This window comes from Roseivivax sp. THAF197b (genome assembly GCF_009363255.1).
Lineage (GTDB): Bacteria > Pseudomonadota > Alphaproteobacteria > Rhodobacterales > Rhodobacteraceae > Roseivivax.
This window is the reverse complement of sequence record NZ_CP045318.1, coordinates 1311058-1328230: the sequence shown is the minus strand read 5'-3', so window position 1 is coordinate 1328230 and position 17173 is coordinate 1311058. Positions and strand designations below refer to the sequence as shown.

The 17173-nt window shown below is 66.1% G+C and carries 14 protein-coding genes; 12 read left to right on the top strand and 2 right to left on the bottom strand.

The window, feature by feature from the left end:
• The first annotated feature begins 239 nt into the window (after positions 1-239).
• The 7 genes from FIV09_RS06625 (at position 240) to FIV09_RS06595 (ending at position 7698) form a co-directional block, all read left to right on the top strand.
• Entirely contained in the window at positions 240-1400 is a 1161-nt protein-coding gene (locus FIV09_RS06625; protein WP_152449256.1) for an iron-containing alcohol dehydrogenase, read from the top strand.
• A gap of 170 nt (positions 1401-1570) precedes the next feature.
• Positions 1571-2557: a tripartite tricarboxylate transporter substrate binding protein gene (locus FIV09_RS06620; RefSeq protein WP_152449255.1), complete on the top strand. Its 987-nt coding sequence runs from the start codon at positions 1571-1573 to the stop codon at positions 2555-2557.
• A 127-nt stretch (positions 2558-2684) separates the two neighbouring features.
• The gene (locus FIV09_RS06615; protein WP_152449254.1) at positions 2685-3173 is read left to right on the top strand and encodes a tripartite tricarboxylate transporter TctB family protein; all 489 of its coding nucleotides are present in this window, start codon (positions 2685-2687) and stop codon (positions 3171-3173) included.
• Between the two features lie 12 nt (positions 3174-3185).
• The gene (locus FIV09_RS06610) at positions 3186-4709 is read left to right on the top strand and encodes a tripartite tricarboxylate transporter permease (RefSeq protein WP_152449253.1); all 1524 of its coding nucleotides are present in this window, start codon (positions 3186-3188) and stop codon (positions 4707-4709) included.
• On the top strand, positions 4702-5898 hold the full coding sequence (locus tag FIV09_RS06605) for a CaiB/BaiF CoA-transferase family protein (RefSeq protein WP_152449252.1): 1197 nt from the start codon (positions 4702-4704) through the stop codon (positions 5896-5898). Before FIV09_RS06610 ends, FIV09_RS06605 begins: the two co-directional genes overlap by 8 nt.
• A complete protein-coding gene (locus tag FIV09_RS06600) occupies positions 5895-6662 on the top strand; it encodes a citryl-CoA lyase (protein WP_152449251.1) in 768 nt (255 codons plus the stop codon). The genes FIV09_RS06605 and FIV09_RS06600 overlap by 4 nt, the downstream gene beginning before the upstream one ends.
• Positions 6649-7698, top strand: coding sequence for an AbrB family transcriptional regulator (locus FIV09_RS06595; protein ID WP_152449250.1), 1050 nt, complete (start codon positions 6649-6651; stop codon positions 7696-7698). The genes FIV09_RS06600 and FIV09_RS06595 overlap by 14 nt, the downstream gene beginning before the upstream one ends.
• On the opposite strand, the gene FIV09_RS06590 is transcribed toward FIV09_RS06595, so the two are convergent.
• Positions 7640-8581 carry a hydrogen peroxide-inducible genes activator gene (locus tag FIV09_RS06590; RefSeq protein ID WP_152449249.1) on the bottom strand — a complete coding sequence of 314 codons (942 nt, stop codon included), beginning with the start codon at positions 8579-8581 and terminating at the stop codon, positions 7640-7642. The two genes, FIV09_RS06595 and FIV09_RS06590, sit on opposite strands and share 59 nt — an antisense overlap.
• 225 nt (positions 8582-8806) lie before the next feature.
• On the opposite strand from FIV09_RS06590, the gene katG reads away from it, so the two are divergent.
• On the top strand, positions 8807-10990 hold the full coding sequence (gene katG / locus FIV09_RS06585) for a catalase/peroxidase HPI (protein ID WP_172975771.1): 2184 nt from the start codon (positions 8807-8809) through the stop codon (positions 10988-10990).
• Positions 10991-11062: 72 nt separating this feature from the next.
• Here the strand turns inward: katG and FIV09_RS06580 are convergent, their stop codons facing one another.
• The gene (locus FIV09_RS06580) at positions 11063-12232 is read right to left on the bottom strand and encodes a pyridoxal phosphate-dependent aminotransferase (protein WP_152452406.1); all 1170 of its coding nucleotides are present in this window, start codon (positions 12230-12232) and stop codon (positions 11063-11065) included.
• Positions 12233-12429: 197 nt separating this feature from the next.
• Here FIV09_RS06580 and FIV09_RS06575 point away from each other — a divergent pair, with 197 nt between their 5' ends.
• The 4 genes from FIV09_RS06575 to glpK all read left to right on the top strand — a co-directional run bounded on the left by FIV09_RS06575 (position 12430) and on the right by glpK (position 17075).
• Positions 12430-12891 carry a (2Fe-2S)-binding protein gene (locus FIV09_RS06575; protein WP_152449247.1) on the top strand — a complete coding sequence of 154 codons (462 nt, stop codon included), beginning with the start codon at positions 12430-12432 and terminating at the stop codon, positions 12889-12891.
• Between the two features lies 1 nt (position 12892).
• Positions 12893-15130 (top strand): xanthine dehydrogenase family protein molybdopterin-binding subunit, encoded by a 2238-nt coding sequence (locus tag FIV09_RS06570; protein ID WP_152449246.1) that lies wholly within the window; start codon positions 12893-12895, stop codon positions 15128-15130.
• A gap of 10 nt (positions 15131-15140) precedes the next feature.
• The gene (locus tag FIV09_RS06565) at positions 15141-15473 is read left to right on the top strand and encodes a hypothetical protein (protein WP_152449245.1); all 333 of its coding nucleotides are present in this window, start codon (positions 15141-15143) and stop codon (positions 15471-15473) included.
• A 114-nt stretch (positions 15474-15587) separates the two neighbouring features.
• On the top strand, positions 15588-17075 hold the full coding sequence (gene glpK, locus FIV09_RS06560; protein ID WP_152449244.1) for a glycerol kinase GlpK: 1488 nt from the start codon (positions 15588-15590) through the stop codon (positions 17073-17075).
• Positions 17076-17173 lie beyond the last annotated feature (98 nt).

The following is a 17173-nucleotide window of genomic DNA, read 5'->3' as shown; positions in this document are numbered from 1 at the left end:
GAACCCGAACGGGGCCCCGCGCGGGCCCCGTTCCCTTTTTTGGCGCTGATTTCAGCCCTGCCGCGATCGCCCCGCACGCAGGCGCTATCGCCCGCCCCACGCCCCGGCCAAACCTGACGCGCCACCCCGCATCAAGGCCTTGATTTTCGGCGCGTTTGGCGCGCAATACGCCCCCCGCCTCGCAGCCGATCCCGCCTGATTGGGCTTTCCAGTCCCCGCCCGCGGCTTACCTGTAAGACATGAACAGCTTTTCTCTGACCCTGCCCGCCCATATCGATTTCGGCCGTGGTGGCGCGCAAAGCGCCGTTGATCACGCCCGCCGCTTCGGCACATCCATCCTTGTCGTGCGGTCTGCCTCCGCGGCCTTTGCGGGCCAAGCCGTGACAGCGCTGGAGGCCACGGGCGCGCGCGTTCGGGTCATCACGGGACGCGGCGAGCCCGCGTTGCCCGATCTCACACGGCACCTGGAGGATTGCGCGGGCGATCCGCCCGATTGCGTCCTTGCGATCGGTGGGGGATCGGTCATCGATCTCGGCAAGGCGCTGGCGGCGCTGATCCCGCAGCCGGGCGCACCGCTCGATTATCTCGAAGTGGTCGGAGCAGGCCGCGCGCTGGACGCAGCCCCCCTGCCGATGATCGCGGTACCGACCACCGCCGGAACCGGTGCGGAGGCCACGAAGAACGCCGTGATCGGCGTGCCGGAGCATGGCCGCAAGGTCAGCCTGCGCGACGCGCGCATGGTGCCGGTGCGCGCCATCGTCGATCCGGCGTTGACGGATAATTGCCCCGGCGCGGTGACGCTGGCCTCGGGCCTCGATGCGGTGACGCAGGTGATCGAGCCCTTTCTGTCGGCCCGCGCCAACCCGGTCACGGATGCGATCTGCCGCGATGCGATCCCCCGCGGGATCGAGGCGCTCGATTGGCTGATGTCCGAGGAAAACCCCGAGATGCGCGATGAGCTGGCTTATGTCAGCCTGTCGGGCGGGATTGCGCTGGCCAATGCGGGGCTCGGTGCCGTGCACGGGCTTGCAGGTGTGATCGGCGGACGCACGGGCATGGCCCATGGCGCACTCTGCGGTCGGCTCCTTGTGCCGGTGCTGCGCGCCAATGCCACCGCACTTGAGGCGGCGCGGGCCGACACGTCGCGCATGGATTGGGTGTTGCGCGTGCTCGCGGACCAGTTCGGCGTGCCGAAGATGGGCGCGCTCGATGCGCTGCAGGACTGGATCGACGGCCACGGGCTGCCCTTCATCCCGCGTCCCGACCCCGATCTGGAGACGAGGGAGGCCTGGGTCGACGATGCCGCTGCCTCCTCGTCGATGAAGGCCAATCCGGTCGTGCTGAGCACCGACGCCCTGATGCAGGCGGTCAGCGCTGCCTGCGCTGCGCCGCACTCCTAGCGCCCGTCCGCTATGTCCGGTGCTCTCGTCCAGGCAATGCGCGCCTTGAATCACCCGCGTCGCCCGAGAATGTCCGGACGCTGCGCGATTCCCCCCTCGACGTAAAAGCCCATGGCGCTTAGGCTTTCTGCCAAGCGCCCGCAGCGGCGCTCGTCATAAGGGAGGAAACCATGACACCATTCAAGCTGGGCCGTCGCGCCCTGATCGCGGCCACGGCGGCCGCCATGACCTTCGGCAGCCCTGTCTTTTCAGAGGGCCATCAAGTCGTCGAAAGCATCCACTTCCTGATCCCCGGCGGCGCAGGCGGCGGCTGGGACGGCACCGCACGCGGTACGGGCGAGGCCCTGACCAATGCCGGTCTCGTGGGCAGCGCCTCCTATGAGAACATGTCCGGCGGCGGTGGCGGCAAGGCCATCGGCTACATGATCGAAAACGCCGAGAGCCTCGAAGACACGCTGATGGTGAACTCCACCCCCATCGTGATCCGCTCGCTCACGGGTGTGTTCCCGCAAAGCTTCCGCGACCTGACGCTCGTGGCCGGAACGATCGGCGATTACGCGGCGATCGTGGTGCCCGCCGACAGCGACCTCGACTCGATGGCCGACCTGCTTGAGACCTACAAGGCCGACCGCAACGCCTTCGCGGTGGGCGGCGGCTCGGTGCCGGGCGGCATGGACCACCTCGTGGCAGCAATGACCATGAAGGCCGCGGGCGAGGATCCGACGGCGGTGAAATACATCCCCTATGATGCGGGCGGCAAAGCCATGGCGGCGCTGCTGTCGGGCGAGATCCAGGCGCTGTCCACGGGCTTTTCGGAAGCCGTGGCGCTGGCCGATCAGGGCGAGGTCAAAATCCTCGGCGTGACGGCGGACGAGCGCGTGGCGGCCTATGAGGACGCGCCCACGATGCAGGAACAGGGCATCGACACCACGTTCATCAACTGGCGTGGCTTCTTCGGGGCGCCCGGCCTCTCTGACGAGAAGCTCACCGCCTATCAGGACGCCATCGCCAAGATGTACGACACCGAGGAGTGGGAAGCCGTGCGCGCCCGCAACGGTTGGGTCAACATCCACAATCCCGGCGACGAATTCCGCACCTTCCTGGAGAGCCAGGAAAAGGAAATCGGCGACCTGATGAAAGAGCTGGGCTTCCTCTGAGCCCGTCCCGGCGCGCCGCCCTGCAGGGCTTGGCGCGCCGGAATTTCAATTAAAATTCCGGGCGGATTTTTAGATAAAAATCCGTGCCCTTGGCAAAGGTCACGCCTTTGTCTGCAAGGAGGATCTCATGGCCCTCGACCGCTGGATCGCGCTCATCATCCTCGGCATCTGTCTCGCTTATGGCTATGCTGCCTTCTTCACGATGGATCAGCTTCTGCCGCCGTTCATGCAGCGCAATCCGATCTGGCCCTCGACCTTCCCGAAGGTCCTGTCGGTGCTGGCGATCCTGACCGCGCTCATCATCGTGCTCGGCCTCGAAAAGCCTGCCGCGGATGAGGAAAAAGCCCCCGATATCGATTACCGGCGTCTCGGCGATTATCACCTGGGCAAGGCGCTGGCGCTCTTGGGCCTGATGGTGCTTTACGCCCTGATGCTGCGGCCTGCGGGCTTCATCATCGCGACGATCGGCTTTCTGTCGGGCGGTGCGGTGATCCTCGGCGAGCGCAAGTTTCACTACCTTTTGCCCATCACCGCGCTGGCCACCGGCATCGTGTGGTACCTCGTCGAGGGGGTTCTCGGCATTTTCCTGCGGCCTTGGCCGTTTTTCCTAGGCTGAGGAGCGCACGTCATGATCGAAGGACTTCTCATCGGCCTGTCCACCGCCTTCTCCGTCACGAACCTTCTGATGGTCATTGGCGGCTGCCTCATCGGCACCTTCATCGGCATGCTGCCGGGCCTTGGTCCGATGTCGATCATCGCCATCATGATCCCCGTGGCGATCACGCTGGGCGATCCGTCAGCCGCATTGATCCTGCTGGCAGGTGTCTATTACGGCGCGATCTTCGGCGGCTCGACCTCGTCCATCCTGCTGAACGCGCCCGGTGTTGCGGGCACGGTCGCCTCCTCCTTCGATGGCTACCCGATGGCGCGCAAGGGCATGGCCGGGAAGGCGCTGACCATCGCCGCGATCTCGTCCTTTCTGGGCGGCACGATCGGCGCGCTCTTGCTGATGGTCTTCGCGCCCATGCTGTCCACCGTGGCACTCCTGTTCCATTCGGCGGAATATTTCGCGCTGATGGTCGTGGGCCTCTCGGCCATTGCGGCCTTCGCGGGCACGGGCAACGTGGCCAAGGCCGTGCTGATGACGCTTCTGGGGCTCATCATGGCGACCGTGGGCGAAGGCGCGCTCTTCAACATGCCGCGCTTCACCATGGGGATGATGGACCTGCAATCGGGCTTTTCCTTCATCACGCTCGCCATGGCGATGTTCGCCCTGCCCGAGGCGATTTTCCTTGTCCTGAACCCCAAGCGCACCGCGACGGAGGGCGATGGCTCGTCGGGCAAGATCACCGGTCTGCGTATCTCGGGCGCAGAGGCCCGCAAGATCGCGCCCGTCATCGGACGGCAATCGGTGCAGGGCTTCTTCATCGGCGTGCTGCCGGGCGCGGGTGCGACCATCGCGTCCTTCCTGGGCTACGCCGTGGAACGCAATCTCGCCACCGAGGAAGAGCAGAAGGAATTCGGCAAGGGCGCGATCAAGGGGCTTGCCGCGCCCGAGACCGCCAACAACGCCGCCTGCACGGGTTCCTTCGTGCCGCTCCTGACGCTGGGCATTCCGGGCTCGGGCACGACGGCGATCCTTCTGGGCGCACTCATTGCGCTCAACGTGACGCCGGGGCCTCGCCTGATGGTCGATTCCCCTGAGATCTTCTGGGCCGTCATCACCTCGATGTTCATTGGCAATCTGGTGCTTCTGATCCTGAACCTGCCGCTCATTCCCTACATCGCCAAGGTCCTGTCGATCCCGCGCAACTATCTCATTCCGTTCATCCTCTTCTTCACGCTGATGGGCAGCTATATCGGCCAGAACAACGCGACCGAGCTTCTGATCCTCGTGGGCTTCGGGGTCTGCGCGACGATCCTGCGCTTTGCGGATTACCCGCTGGCGCCCTTGCTGATCGGCTTCATCCTGGGCCGGATGCTGGAGGACAACTTCTCGCGCTCCATGCAGCTTTACGACGGGGCGAGCTTCATCCTCGACCGGCCGATGACGCTGGGCCTTCTGGTGATCGCGGCGCTTCTCGTGATCGTGCCGAGCTACCGTGCGCGGCGCGCCCGTGCCCGCAAGCAGGGCGTGGCCGAGGGTGACTGAGACCGCGCGATTGCCGCTTGAGGGCGTGCGCGTCCTAGACCTGTCGAACGTGCTGGCCGGGCCTTATTGCGCCTTTCAACTGGCGCTGATGGGGGCCGAGGTCATCAAGGTCGAACGCCCCGGCATGGGAGACCTCGCGCGGCAATTGGGCGCTGATCCCGCGCGGAGCGCGGTCAATATGGGGATCTCGTTTCTGGCGCAGAATGCCGGGAAGGCCTCGGTCACGCTCGATCTGAAGCGCGCGCGCGGCAAAACCCTGCTGAAACGGCTCGTCCGGGATGCGGATGTGCTGATCGAGAATTTCCGCCCCGGCGTGATGGACCGGCTGGGCCTCGGCTACGAGACGCTGCGGGCCGAAAATCCCGCGCTGATCTACTGCGCCATCTCCGGCTTCGGGCAGGACGGGCCCTGGCGGGACAATCCGGCCTATGACCAGATCGTCCAAGGCGTCGCGGGCGTCATGTCCGTCACGGGCGATGCGACGAGCGCGCCGCTGCGCGTGGGCTACCCGCTGGCCGACACGGTGGGCGGCATGACCGCGGCCTTCGCCATCACGGCGGCGCTCAATGCCGATCCGCGCGGCACATTCCTCGATATCTCCATGACGGAGGCGGTGCTGTCTTCGATGGGTTGGGTCGTGTCGAACCACCTGATTGGCGGGGTCGCGCCGCAGGCGCTCGGCAACGAGAACATGACCTCCGCGCCCTCGGGCACCTTCGCCACCGCCGACCGGCCCATCAATATCGCCGCCAACCGCGACAGCCAGTGGGAGGCGCTGGCCCGGCACCTGGGCCGCGACGATCTGCTGACCCATCCCGACTATGCCACCCGCGAGGCGCGCAAGACGAACCGTCACCGCCTGCGCGCCGAGCTTGAGACTGTGCTGACCAAACGGCCGGCGGCGGATTGGGTGGCGGAGCTGAACCCGCTGAGCGTGCCCGTCGGGCCGGTGCTGAGCGTGCCCGACGTGCTGGAGACCGAGCAGATCACGGGCCGCGACCTGATCGCGGAGGTGGAAACGGAAGATGAGACACTGCGCCTCTGCGCCTCGCCCGTGCGGATGGGCACGCAGCGCCCTGCCCCGCAAAGCGCGCCGCCTGCGCTCGGGGCGGACAACGCGCGCATCTGGGGCGATCTGGGCCTGAGCGCGCAGGAGATCGCGGAGTTGCAGGCGGAGGGCGTGATATGAGCGATGTCAGCGATTGGTGGCGGACCTCGATCATCGACATGGAGCCGGGCCGGATCGCCCTGCGCGGGCATCCGATCGAGGATCTGATCGGTCAGGTCAGCTTCGCGCAGATGATCTGGCTGATGGTACGGGGCGATTTGCCGACCGAAGTACAGGCGCGGCTCTTCGAGGCGGCGCTTGTCTCGGCGGTGGATCACGGACCGCAGGCGCCCTCGATTGCCGCCGCCCGGATGGCTGTGACCTGCGGGCTGCCGCTGAACAACGCGATGGCGAGCGCGGTGAACATGCTGGGCGACGTGCATGGGGGTGCCGGCGAACAGGCGGTCGAGCTTTATCACCATGTCGCGGGCTTCGACGGCCCGCTTCCCGCGGCGCTGGCCGACTGGACCGCGACGCGCGGCAAGATCATCCCGGGTTTCGGGCATCGCTTCCACAAACCTGTCGATCCGCGCGCGCCGCGCCTGATGGCGCTGGTTCGCGAGGCGGCGGATGCAGGCGCGGTCTCGGGCCATTTCGCCGGGATCGCGGAGGCCATCGAGGCCGAGATCAGCGCGGCCAAGGGCATAGCCCTGCCGATGAATATCGACGGGGCCACGGCGGTGATCTACGCCGAGCTGGGCTTCGCGCCGCCCTTGGCGCGGGGGCTCTTCTGCCTGTCGCGCTCCGTGGGGATTCTCGCCCATGCCTGGGAACAGCGCGAGCAAGGCGGGCGCAACAAGGGGCCGACCCCGCCCGGATACCGCTGGACCTATGATGGTCCATGACCTGCGCGATGCGGCGACGGCCCTGGCGATTGGCGCTGTGGGCGCGGCGCTCTTCTGGGTCATCGGTTTTCCCGCAGCGCCCCTGACCGGCGGGGCCACCGCCGTCACGCTGGCCGGGATCGCGGGTCTGCGTGTCCGCCTGCCCGGGCCCTTGCGCATTCTCGCCTTCTGCCTTCTGGGCATCGGCATCGGCACGGGCGTCACACCCGAGATGCTGCGCACTGCCGCCGCCTGGCCTGCCACATTGTCGATCCTTGCGGTCTCCGTCCTCGCCGGGATGGCGCTTGCCCGCTACGGGCTGGAGCGTTGGATGGGTTTCGACCGCCGCAGCGCGACGCTGGCCGCAGCGCCCGGTCACCTGAGCTTCGTGCTCAGCCTGTCGCTCGAGACCGGGGGCCAGACAGCGCGCATCGCCGTGGTGCAAAGCATCCGGGTGCTGTTCATCACGCTCTGCGTGCCGGTCTTCGTCTCGGCCGTCTTCGGGGCCACCGGCGACCGCCTCGCCCCGCCCGTCAATATGGGGGCGCTTGCGGCGCTGACGTTGCTTGCGGGCACCTACGTTCTTGGGCGCCTCTTCGAGAAGGCCCGCCTGCCCGCGGCCTTCCTGCTCGCGGGCATGGCGCTGAGCGCGGGCGGCCATCTGAGCGGGCTGACGCCGGGCGGGCTTCCGGGGCCGGTGAATTTCGCGGCGTTCCTCGTGATGGGCGTGCTGATCGGGTCGCGCTTTTCCGGGCAAAGCTGGGCGGATGTGCGCGCGGCCATGGCCGCAGGCGCCTGGGTGACAGCGGTAACGGGCGTCATCACGGTGTTTGCCGTGCTGGGCGCCTGGGTCGCGATGGGGCTGCCGCCTGCGCTACTGATCGTGGCCTTCGCGCCGGGCGGGGTTGAGGCAATGGCCGCGATCTCCGTCACGCTGGGGCTCGACCCGGCCTTCGTGGCCGCCCATCACGTCGCGCGGCTCCTGATCCTGACGGCGCTTATTCCGCTGTTGATGGGCCGGGCACCGCGTCCGCCCGCGCCGCCGCCGCAGCACTGAGCCCCGCTTCGCGCACGATCTCGGCAAGGTCGGTCAGCTGATGGGCCAGCGGCGAGGATTTCCGCCAGATCATCCCCACGGTGCGGGTGGGCTTCGGCGCCCGGAACCGCCCTACTGCCACAGCCGCAGACCGGGTTTCCACCGGCACGGCCATTTCGGGAATAAGCGTCACGCCGATCCCCGCCCCCACCATCTGCACGAGCGTGGAAAGCGACGAGCCCTCAAGCCCCTCACGCGGCAATCGCGCGGGCATCTCGCAGAAGGACAGCGCCTGATCGCGGAAGCAATGCCCCTCCTCCAGCAACAAAAGCCGCATCTTCTGCAGAGCCTCCCCGTCGGGCACGGGCTCGTTCGCCTCCGCCTCGGGCCGGATCAGCACGAATTCCTCGTCGAAAAGCGCGGTCTCCATCAGATTCGGCTCCGAGACCGGGAGCGCCACGATGGCCGCGTCGATCCGGCCTTCGCCCAATTCGCGGATCAGCCGGTCGGTCAGGGTCTCGCGCACATGGATGTCGATGCCGGGATGCGACCGCGACAGCGCGCCGATCACCCGCGGCAGCAGGTACGGCGCCACGGTCGGAATGATCCCGAGCCGCAGCCGCCCCGACAGACGGCCCGACGAGGCCCGCGCGAGATCGCCAAGCTCGTCGACCGCGCGCAGGATATCCCGCACGCGGGCCGCGAAATCCTCTCCGAAGGCCGTCAGGCGCACCTGCCGCGCGGACCGGTCGAAGAGCTGCACGCCAAGCCCTGCCTCCAATTCCTTGATCTGCACCGACAAGGCCGGCTGCGTGATCGCGGAGGCGTCCGCCGCACGTCCGAAATGCCGGTGGCGCGCCAGCGCGTCGAAATAGCGAAGCTGTCGGAGGGTCAGGTTGTTCATAACCTGAAATTATCGACAGGATGAATATTTGTAAATTATATCTATGGAAAAAGGCTGCTATGGCAGGGGCCAGCGGGGGAATCGCTCCCGCAGAAACGTGGGCCGCGAAAAACCCGGATCGGATTGATCTCGGTCGCTTCGCGGCTACCTCGAAGATGCTATACCGCTGGCGGGTCTCGCCCCCCGGCCCACCGTGACAGACTACCGACTGGAGAGACGAAGATGATGGACGGAAACGACATCCCGGCAGGCAAATGTCCTGTGATGCACGGCAGCACGACCGCGCTCAGCAGCACCGCAACCGTCAGGTTCCCCGATGCGCTGAACTTTGACATCCTGCATGCTCATGGCAGCAAGTCCAACCCGATGGGCCCCGACTTCTCCTACCGCAAGGAGTTGGAGAAGCTGGACGTCGAGGCGCTCAAGGCGGACATGCACGCGCTGATGACCGACAGCCAGGAATGGTGGCCTGCGGATTGGGGCCATTACGGCGGCCTGATGATCCGTCTGGCCTGGCACGCCGCGGGCACCTACCGCCTGCAGGACGGGCGTGGTGGCGGTGGCACCGGCGACCAGCGCTTTGCGCCGCTGAACTCCTGGCCCGACAACGTGTCGCTCGACAAGGGCCGCCGTCTGCTGTGGCCGCTCAAGAAGAAGTACGGCAACAAGGTTTCCTGGGCGGATCTCTTCATCCTGTCCGGCACCATTGCCTACGAATCCATGGGTCTGAAGACCTTCGGCTTCTCCTTCGGCCGCGTCGATACCTGGGAGCCGCAGAAGGACGTCTATTGGGGCCCCGAGAGCGATTGGCTCGAGCCGTCGGACGAGCGCTATGGCGACGTGACCGACGCATCGACCATGGAAAACCCGCTCGCCGCCGTGCAGATGGGTCTGATCTACGTGAACCCCGAGGGCGTGAACGGCAATCCCGACCCGGCCCTGTCGGCGCAGCACGTGCGCGAGACCTTCGCGCGGATGGCCATGGACGATGTCGAGACCGCGGCCCTGACCGCAGGCGGCCACACCGTCGGCAAGTGCCACGGCAATGGCGATGCGGGCGCGCTCGGTGACAAGCCCGAAAGTGCCGACCTGCACGAACAAGGCTTCGGCTGGACCAACCCGAACTGGTCGGGCAAGGCCTCCGATGCCATCTCCTCGGGCATCGAAGGCGCCTGGACGACGGAACCCACGAAGTTCGACATGGGCTACTTCAAGCTCCTCTTCGGCTATGAGTGGGAACTGAAGAAGTCGCCCGCAGGCGCCTGGCAGTGGGAACCCATCGACATCAAGGAGGAAGACAAGCCCGTCGACGCCTCCGATCCCACGAAGCGCAACAACCCGATCATGACCGACGCGGACATGGCCATGAAGGTCGACCCGATCTACAACGAGATCTGTCAGAAATTCATGGCCGATCCGGAGTATTTCCGCGACACCTTCGCCCGCGCCTGGTTCAAGCTGACGCACCGCGACATGGGCCCCAAGGCCAATTACTGGGGTCCGGACGTGCCGGAAGAGGATCTGATCTGGCAGGATCCGATTCCCGCCGGTTCGACCGATTACGACGTGGACGCGGTCAAGGCGAAGATCGCGGATAGCGGTCTTTCGATCTCGGACATGGTCACCACCGCATGGGACAGCGCGCGCAACTTCCGCGGCTCGGACATGCGCGGCGGTGCCAATGGTGCGCGCATCCGTCTTGCCCCGCAGAAGGACTTCGAGGGCAATGAGCCCGAACGTCTGGCGCGCGTGCTGGGCGTCCTTGAGCCCATCGCAGCCGAAGCCGGTGCTTCCATCGCGGATGTCATCGTGCTGGCCGGCAATGTCGGTATCGAGCAGGCGGCGAAGGCCGGTGGTTACGACGTGACCGTGCCCTTCACGCCGGGTCGCGGCGATGCCTCCGAGGAGATGACCGACGGTCCCTCCTTCGAGTATCTGGAGCCCATCCATGACGGCTTCCGCAACTGGCTGAAGAAGAACTATGCCGAGAAGCCCGAGGAGCTGATGCTGGATCGCTGCCAGCTCATGGGTCTCACTGCGCCGGAAATGACGGTTCTGACGGGCGGCATGCGCGTGATCGGGACGAACCACGGCGGCACCAAGCATGGTGTCTTCACCGACCGTGAGGGCGCGCTGACCACCGACTTCTTCGTGAACCTCACGGACATGTCCTACAAGTGGGTCAAGAAGGACGATGGCGGCTACGAGGTGCAGGATCGCAAGACCGGCGCCAAGAAGTGGGAGGCAACGCGCATCGACGCCGTCTTCGGCTCGAGCTCGATCCTGCGGGCCTATTCGGAGCTTTATGCCCAGGACGACAACCACGAAAAGTTCGTGAACGACTTCGTGGCGGCCTGGAACAAGGTGATGAACGCCGACCGTTTCGACGTGACGCCGGTCAACGCCTGAGCCTAGGGCTTAATTGAACCAAAGGGGCCGCCCGCATGTGCTATGCGGGCGGCCTTTTTCTTTGCGCGAAGCCTAACGCGCCGAAAGGACCTGCCCGATCCGGTCGAGCGCGCGGGCAATGTTCTCCTCGGAATTGGCGTAGGAGAAGCGCAGGAACCCCTCGCCATGCGCGCCGAACGCGGTGCCCGCGACGGTGGCGACGCCCGCCTCTTCCAGGAACAGATCCTGCGCCTCCGTGGCGCTCAGCCCGGTGCCTTCGATATTCGGGAAAGCGTAGAACGCCCCGCCCGCATCCGCGCAGCGCATCCCCGGCAGCGCATTGAGCCCGTCGACGATGACCTTGCGCCGTGCGTCAAAGGCCGCGACCATCTCCGTGACCGCGTCCTGCGGCCCGGTCAGTGCGGCAAGGCCTGCATATTGCGCCGCCGCGTTCACGCAGGAATGGTCATTGATGCAGAGCCGCGTGACGTGATCCACCGCCGCATCGGGCCAAACCGCGTAGCCCAGCCGCCAGCCGGTCATGGCATAGGTCTTCGACCACCCATCGAGCAGGATCAGCCGATCGCGGATCTCGGGATATTGCAGCAGCGAGACATGGCTGCGGCCCTCGTAGAGCATCTGCGAATAGATCTCGTCGGAGAGGATCGCCACATGAGGATGCGCCTCCAGCCCTTTGACAAGCTTGTCGATTTCGGCCTTCGGCGTCACCCCGCCCGTGGGGTTCGCGGGCGAGTTGATGATCAGGAGCCGGGTGCGCGGCGTGATCTGCGACAGCACCGTTTCGGCGGAGAAGGCAAAGCCGTTCTCTTCCTTCAGGGCGATGGGCACGGGCGTCGCGCCGGAATAGCGGATGACAGATTCGTAGATTGGGAAGCCCGGGTTCGGGTGAAGGATCTCCGCCCCCGGTTCGCCGAACATCAGGATCGCGAAGAACATCGTGGGCTTGCCGCCCGGGACGACGACCACATTGCCGGGATCGACCGCCGCGCCATGGCGCCGCTCCAGATCGGCGGCGACGGCCTCGCGCAGCGCGGGCAGGCCATTGGCGGGTGTATAGCCGTGATGGCCATCCCGAAGCGCTTTGACCCCGGCCTCGACGATGTGATCGGGCGTGCGGAAATCCGGCTGCCCGATGCCGAGATTGATGATGTCGCGCCCTTCTGCCGCCAGACGCGCGGCGCGGCCCAGGACGACGAAGGCGGATTCTGTGCCAAGGCGCGACAGGTTCTCGCTGAAGATCATGCGGCTCACGGATGCGACCCTTTCGTGTTGTTGCGCGGGGCCATACCGCCTGAGGCCCGCGCAAAAGACAAGCCGCATGGCGCGCCGGGGGCTACGTTGCGTCAAGCTTCGCGATTGCACGCATTCCGTGTCTCAAAAAGCGGCTGAGGCGCTGCTATGTTGTGATTAAATCAGATGCGACGTGAGGACCAAGGCCCATGCAACTGACCGTGAACGGGACCCCGCGCGAGGTCGACGTGGAAGAAGACATGCCGCTTTTGTGGGTGCTTCGCGATGAATTGGGGATCACGGGCGTCAAATATGGCTGCGGCGCGGGACTCTGCGGGGCCTGCACGGTGCATCTCGACGGGGTCGCGGTACGGTCCTGCCAGACCTGGGCCGCGGATGCCGAGGGCGCGGAGGTCACAACAATCGAAGGGCTTGGCACGCCGGAGGCGCTGCACGCGGTGCAGGAAGCCTGGATCGCGCATCAGGTGGCGCAATGTGGTTATTGCCAGTCCGGCCAGATCATGCAGGCCGCCGATCTTCTGGCGACGACACCCGCCCCCACGGATGCAGATATCGACGCGGCGATGAACGGCAATCTCTGCCGCTGTGGCACATATCCTCGGATCCGGGCGGCCATCCACGACGCGGCCCGCCGCTTGCAGGAGGCATGAAATGAGCGCGAAGGACATTACCCGCCGGGTCTTCCTCGCGGGATCCGTCGCGATTGCGGGCGGCGCGGCTTTCGGCATCTATGCCGCGCGGCGCCCCCATGACAATCCGCTGGAGGCCAAGCTGAGCGCGGGTGCCGCGGCGCTCACCCCTTACGTCAAGATCGACGCGTCGGGCGTAACGCTGATCACGCCGCGCGCGGATTCCGGTCAGGGCGCCTACCACGTCCAGGCCGCGCTCATTGCCGAAGAGCTGGATGTCGACCTCGAAAACATCGCCATCGATCCCGGCCCGCCCGATGCCGCCTATTGGAACGGCGCCCTTGCGACGGAGGCGGCGGAATTCATGGTCCCCGCCGCCGGACTCGTTCGCAATGCCACCGAAGCGACAGTCGCCACCGCGCTCAAGGTGATGGGGCTGCAAATCACCGGCGGCTCGACCACCGTGCCGGACGCTTTCGACAAGCTGCGTGCCGCAGGCGCTTCGGCGCGCGAGACGATCAAGGCGGCAGCGGCAGACCGTCTTGGCGTCGATGCGATGGACCTCTCCACCGAGGCGGGCCATGTGATTGCGCCGGATGGAACCCGGATCGCCTATACCGAGCTTGCCGCCGATCTGTCGGGCCGCGCGGTTGTTCAGGACGTGCCGCTCCGTGCGCCCGAGACGTGGCGCTACATCAATAAGGGCATCCAGCGCCTTGATATCGTGCCGAAATCCACCGGAACGCAGGCCTACGGGATCGATGCCAACTTGCCCGGCATGGTTCATGCGACGGTGCTGATGAACCCCGCGCAAGGCGGCGCGCTCGACAGTTTCGACACGGCAGAGGCGATGAAACTGCGCGGCGTGCAGGCGGTCATTCCGATCACCGGTGGCCTCGGCATCGTGGCGGATAATACCTGGCGCGCCTTCCGGGCGCGCGCGGCAATCGCGGCGACTTGGGGCAAACCCGATTTCCCCACCGAACAGGCCGATCACTGGGCCGCACTCGAGGCCGCGTTCACCGAGGACGCCCGCGACAGCCGCAAACGCGACGATGGCGATGTGGAGGCAAATCTCGGATCGGAGGCGATCAGCGCCGAATACCGCGCGCCCTACCTCGCCCATGCGCCGCTGGAGCCGGTAAACGCCGTGGTGCGGGTGGACGAAGACGGAGCGGAGGTCTGGACCGGCACGCAGATCCCGCGCTTCATCCAGCGCAACGTGGCCCGGATCACCGGGTTAACGCCTGATCAGGTCACGGTGCATGTGCTGGCGATGGGCGGCTCCTTCGGCCACAGGCTCGAGGACGAGGTCGTCAAGCAAGCCACGGAAATCGCGATGCAAATGCCCGGCACGCCCGTGAAGCTGACCTATCAGCGCGAGGAGGACATGATCCACGATTATCCCCGGCAGATCGCCATGGCGCGGATGCGGGGGGCCGTGAGGGATGGTCAGGTCGAGGCGCTCGATCTCGGGATCGCGATGCCGTCGGTGATGGCGTCTCAGATGGCGCGGCAGAACCAGCCCGTGCCCGGCCCCGACAGCCAGATCGTCGCCGGTGCCTGGGACCAGCCCTTCGCGATCCCGCACCAGCGCGTAACGGGATATCGCGCACAGCCGCTGGCGCCGATCTCGTCCTGGCGGTCCGTGGGCGCGTCTTCGAACGGCTTTTTCTACAATGCCGCGCTCGACGAGCTGATCCATGCAGCGGGGGCAGATCCCTTGCAGGAGCGCCTGCGCCTGACCTCGGATCCGCTGGCCCGCGCCGTTCTGGAAACGGTGGGCGAAATGGCTGACTGGTCCGGTCCGAACCCGGCACCGGGACGCGGACGGGGCATCGCCCTGACCCGCAGCTTCGGCGTTCATTGCGCTGAAATCATTGAGGTTTCGGATACGGAGGACGGCATCCGCATCGACAATGTCTGGGTCGCCGCGGAAGTCGGCCGCGTGGTCGATCCGGTCAATTTCGAAAACCAAGTGCAGGGTGGCGTGATCTGGGCCCTGGGCCACGCGATGAATTGCGAGATCACCTATGCTGGCGGTGTGGCGCAGCAGGACAATTATTACGCGCATGAGGGAATGCGGATGCGGCAGGCCCCCCGGATCACGGTCCGCGGATTGGAAAACGGCGACCGTGTGACCGGGATCGGCGAGCCACCTGTCCCGCCTGCCGCCCCCGCGCTTGCGGGCGCGATCTTCGCGGCGACTGGCACGCGGCTGCGCGAAATGCCGTTCAACAAATTCGTCACCTTTGCCTGAGGCCTCGCCGATGTCGCGTTTCAACACCTTGCCCTATGCCGGACGCCTTTTGATGGTGGTCGCGGTCTTTCACCTCGTCGCGGCGTGGTTTGCTGGCCTGACGGAGATGGGCCTTGCGGGTCTTGCCCTCGCGGCGGGCCTCATCTTGCAGGCGGGTCTGCGCTGGACGGGCTGGCTCGTGATGCTCGCGCTGATCCTCGCCATGGGCGCACGGGCGGCCGAGATAGGCCTGCCGCCAGTGCCGGACGCGCTCGACATGGCGATCCTTGCGCTCGACGCCCTCGCAGCCCTGAGCCTCTTCACAGCGCTTTGGACGCCCGCAGAAAGCCCGGTCCGCGACTGACGCGACCGGCTTTCAGGCAGATGCCACGGCTCGAACGTGGCTCACGACGCGGCGCGCTTCCATCCCATTCCCCATGCCGTTACACATGGTTGAAACGCCAAGGGGAGGTTTTCGATGACCTATATTCTCGCCATCGATCAAGGCACGACCTCGAGCCGCGCCATCCTGTTCGACGAGAAACTCAGGATCGCCGCAATCGCTCAGGAAGAATTCGAACAGCACTACCCCGCCTCGGGCTGGGTCGAGCATGAGGCCAGCGATCTCTGGACGACGACGGCCGCCACCTGCCGCGGCGTGATCGAGAAGGCGGAGACCGATGCCAGCCAGATCGCGGCCATCGGGATCACAAACCAACGCGAAACCACCGTGGTCTGGGATGCCGAGACGGGCCATGCGGTGCACCGCGCCATCGTCTGGCAGGATCGCCGCACCTCGGCCTATTGCCAGGAGCTGAAGGCGCAAGGCCACGAAGAGATGGTGACGGATCGTACCGGTCTACTGCTCGATCCCTACTTCTCGTCGACAAAACTGAAATTCATCCTCGACGAGGTCGATCCCGACCGCAGCCGCGCCAAGGCGGGCAAGCTTCTGTTTGGCACGGTCGACACGTTCCTGATCTGGAAGCTCACCGGCGGCAAGGTACATGCAACCGATGCGACCAATGCCTGCCGCACGATGCTTTACGACATCCGCAAGGGGCGTTGGTCAACGTCGATCTGCAAGCTCTTGGATATCCCCGTGGAAATGCTGCCCGAGGTCCGCGACAGCGCAGCGGAATACGGCGTGACGCGCGGCGATCTGTTCGGGCGCGAGATCCCGATCCTGGGCGTTGCGGGCGACCAGCAGGCCGCCACGATCGGTCAGGCCTGCTTCGAGCCGGGCATGCTCAAATCCACCTATGGCACGGGCTGTTTCGCGCTCATGAACACCGGGGCCGAGCCTGTGCGATCGGAGAACCGCCTGCTCACGACCATCGCCTATCAGCTCGACGGCAAGCCGACCTACGCGCTTGAAGGGTCCATCTTCATCGCGGGCGCGGTGGTGCAATGGCTGCGCGACGGGCTGAAGATCATCCGCGAGGCGAAGGAAACCCAGCCCATGGCGGAGCGCGCGGACGATACGCAGAATGTCGTTCTGGTTCCGGCCTTTACGGGCCTCGGTGCCCCCTATTGGAATGCCGAATGCCGTGGCGCGATCTTCGGGCTGACGCGCAATTCCGGGCCCGAGGAATTCGCGCGCGCCGCACTCGAAAGCGTGGGCTACCAAACGCGTGATCTTCTGGACGCCATGCGCGCGGACTGGAAAGGCGATGGCGCGGGCCGGACCTTGCGCGTCGATGGCGGGATGTCGGCCTCCGATTTCGCCATGCAATTTCTGGCAGATATCATCGGCGCGGACGTGGACCGGCCGGAGGTTCTGGAGACGACCGCGATGGGCGCGGCCTGGCTCGCCGGGATGAAGGCGGGCATCTACCCCGACCGCGACGGGTTCGCCGCAATGTGGGCGCTCGATCGCAAGTTCGAACCGTCGATGGACGCTGACACGCGCGAGGAAAAATACGCCTCCTGGCAACGCGCGGTGGCGGCGGCCCAGGCCTTCTGAGGCTGATCTGGCGATTTTGGGCATTTGATCGCCGGGCGGCTTGCAAGCCCTTGCTCGTCCCTTGCCCGCCCGGCACACTCCGCTCAGCCAAGACCCAA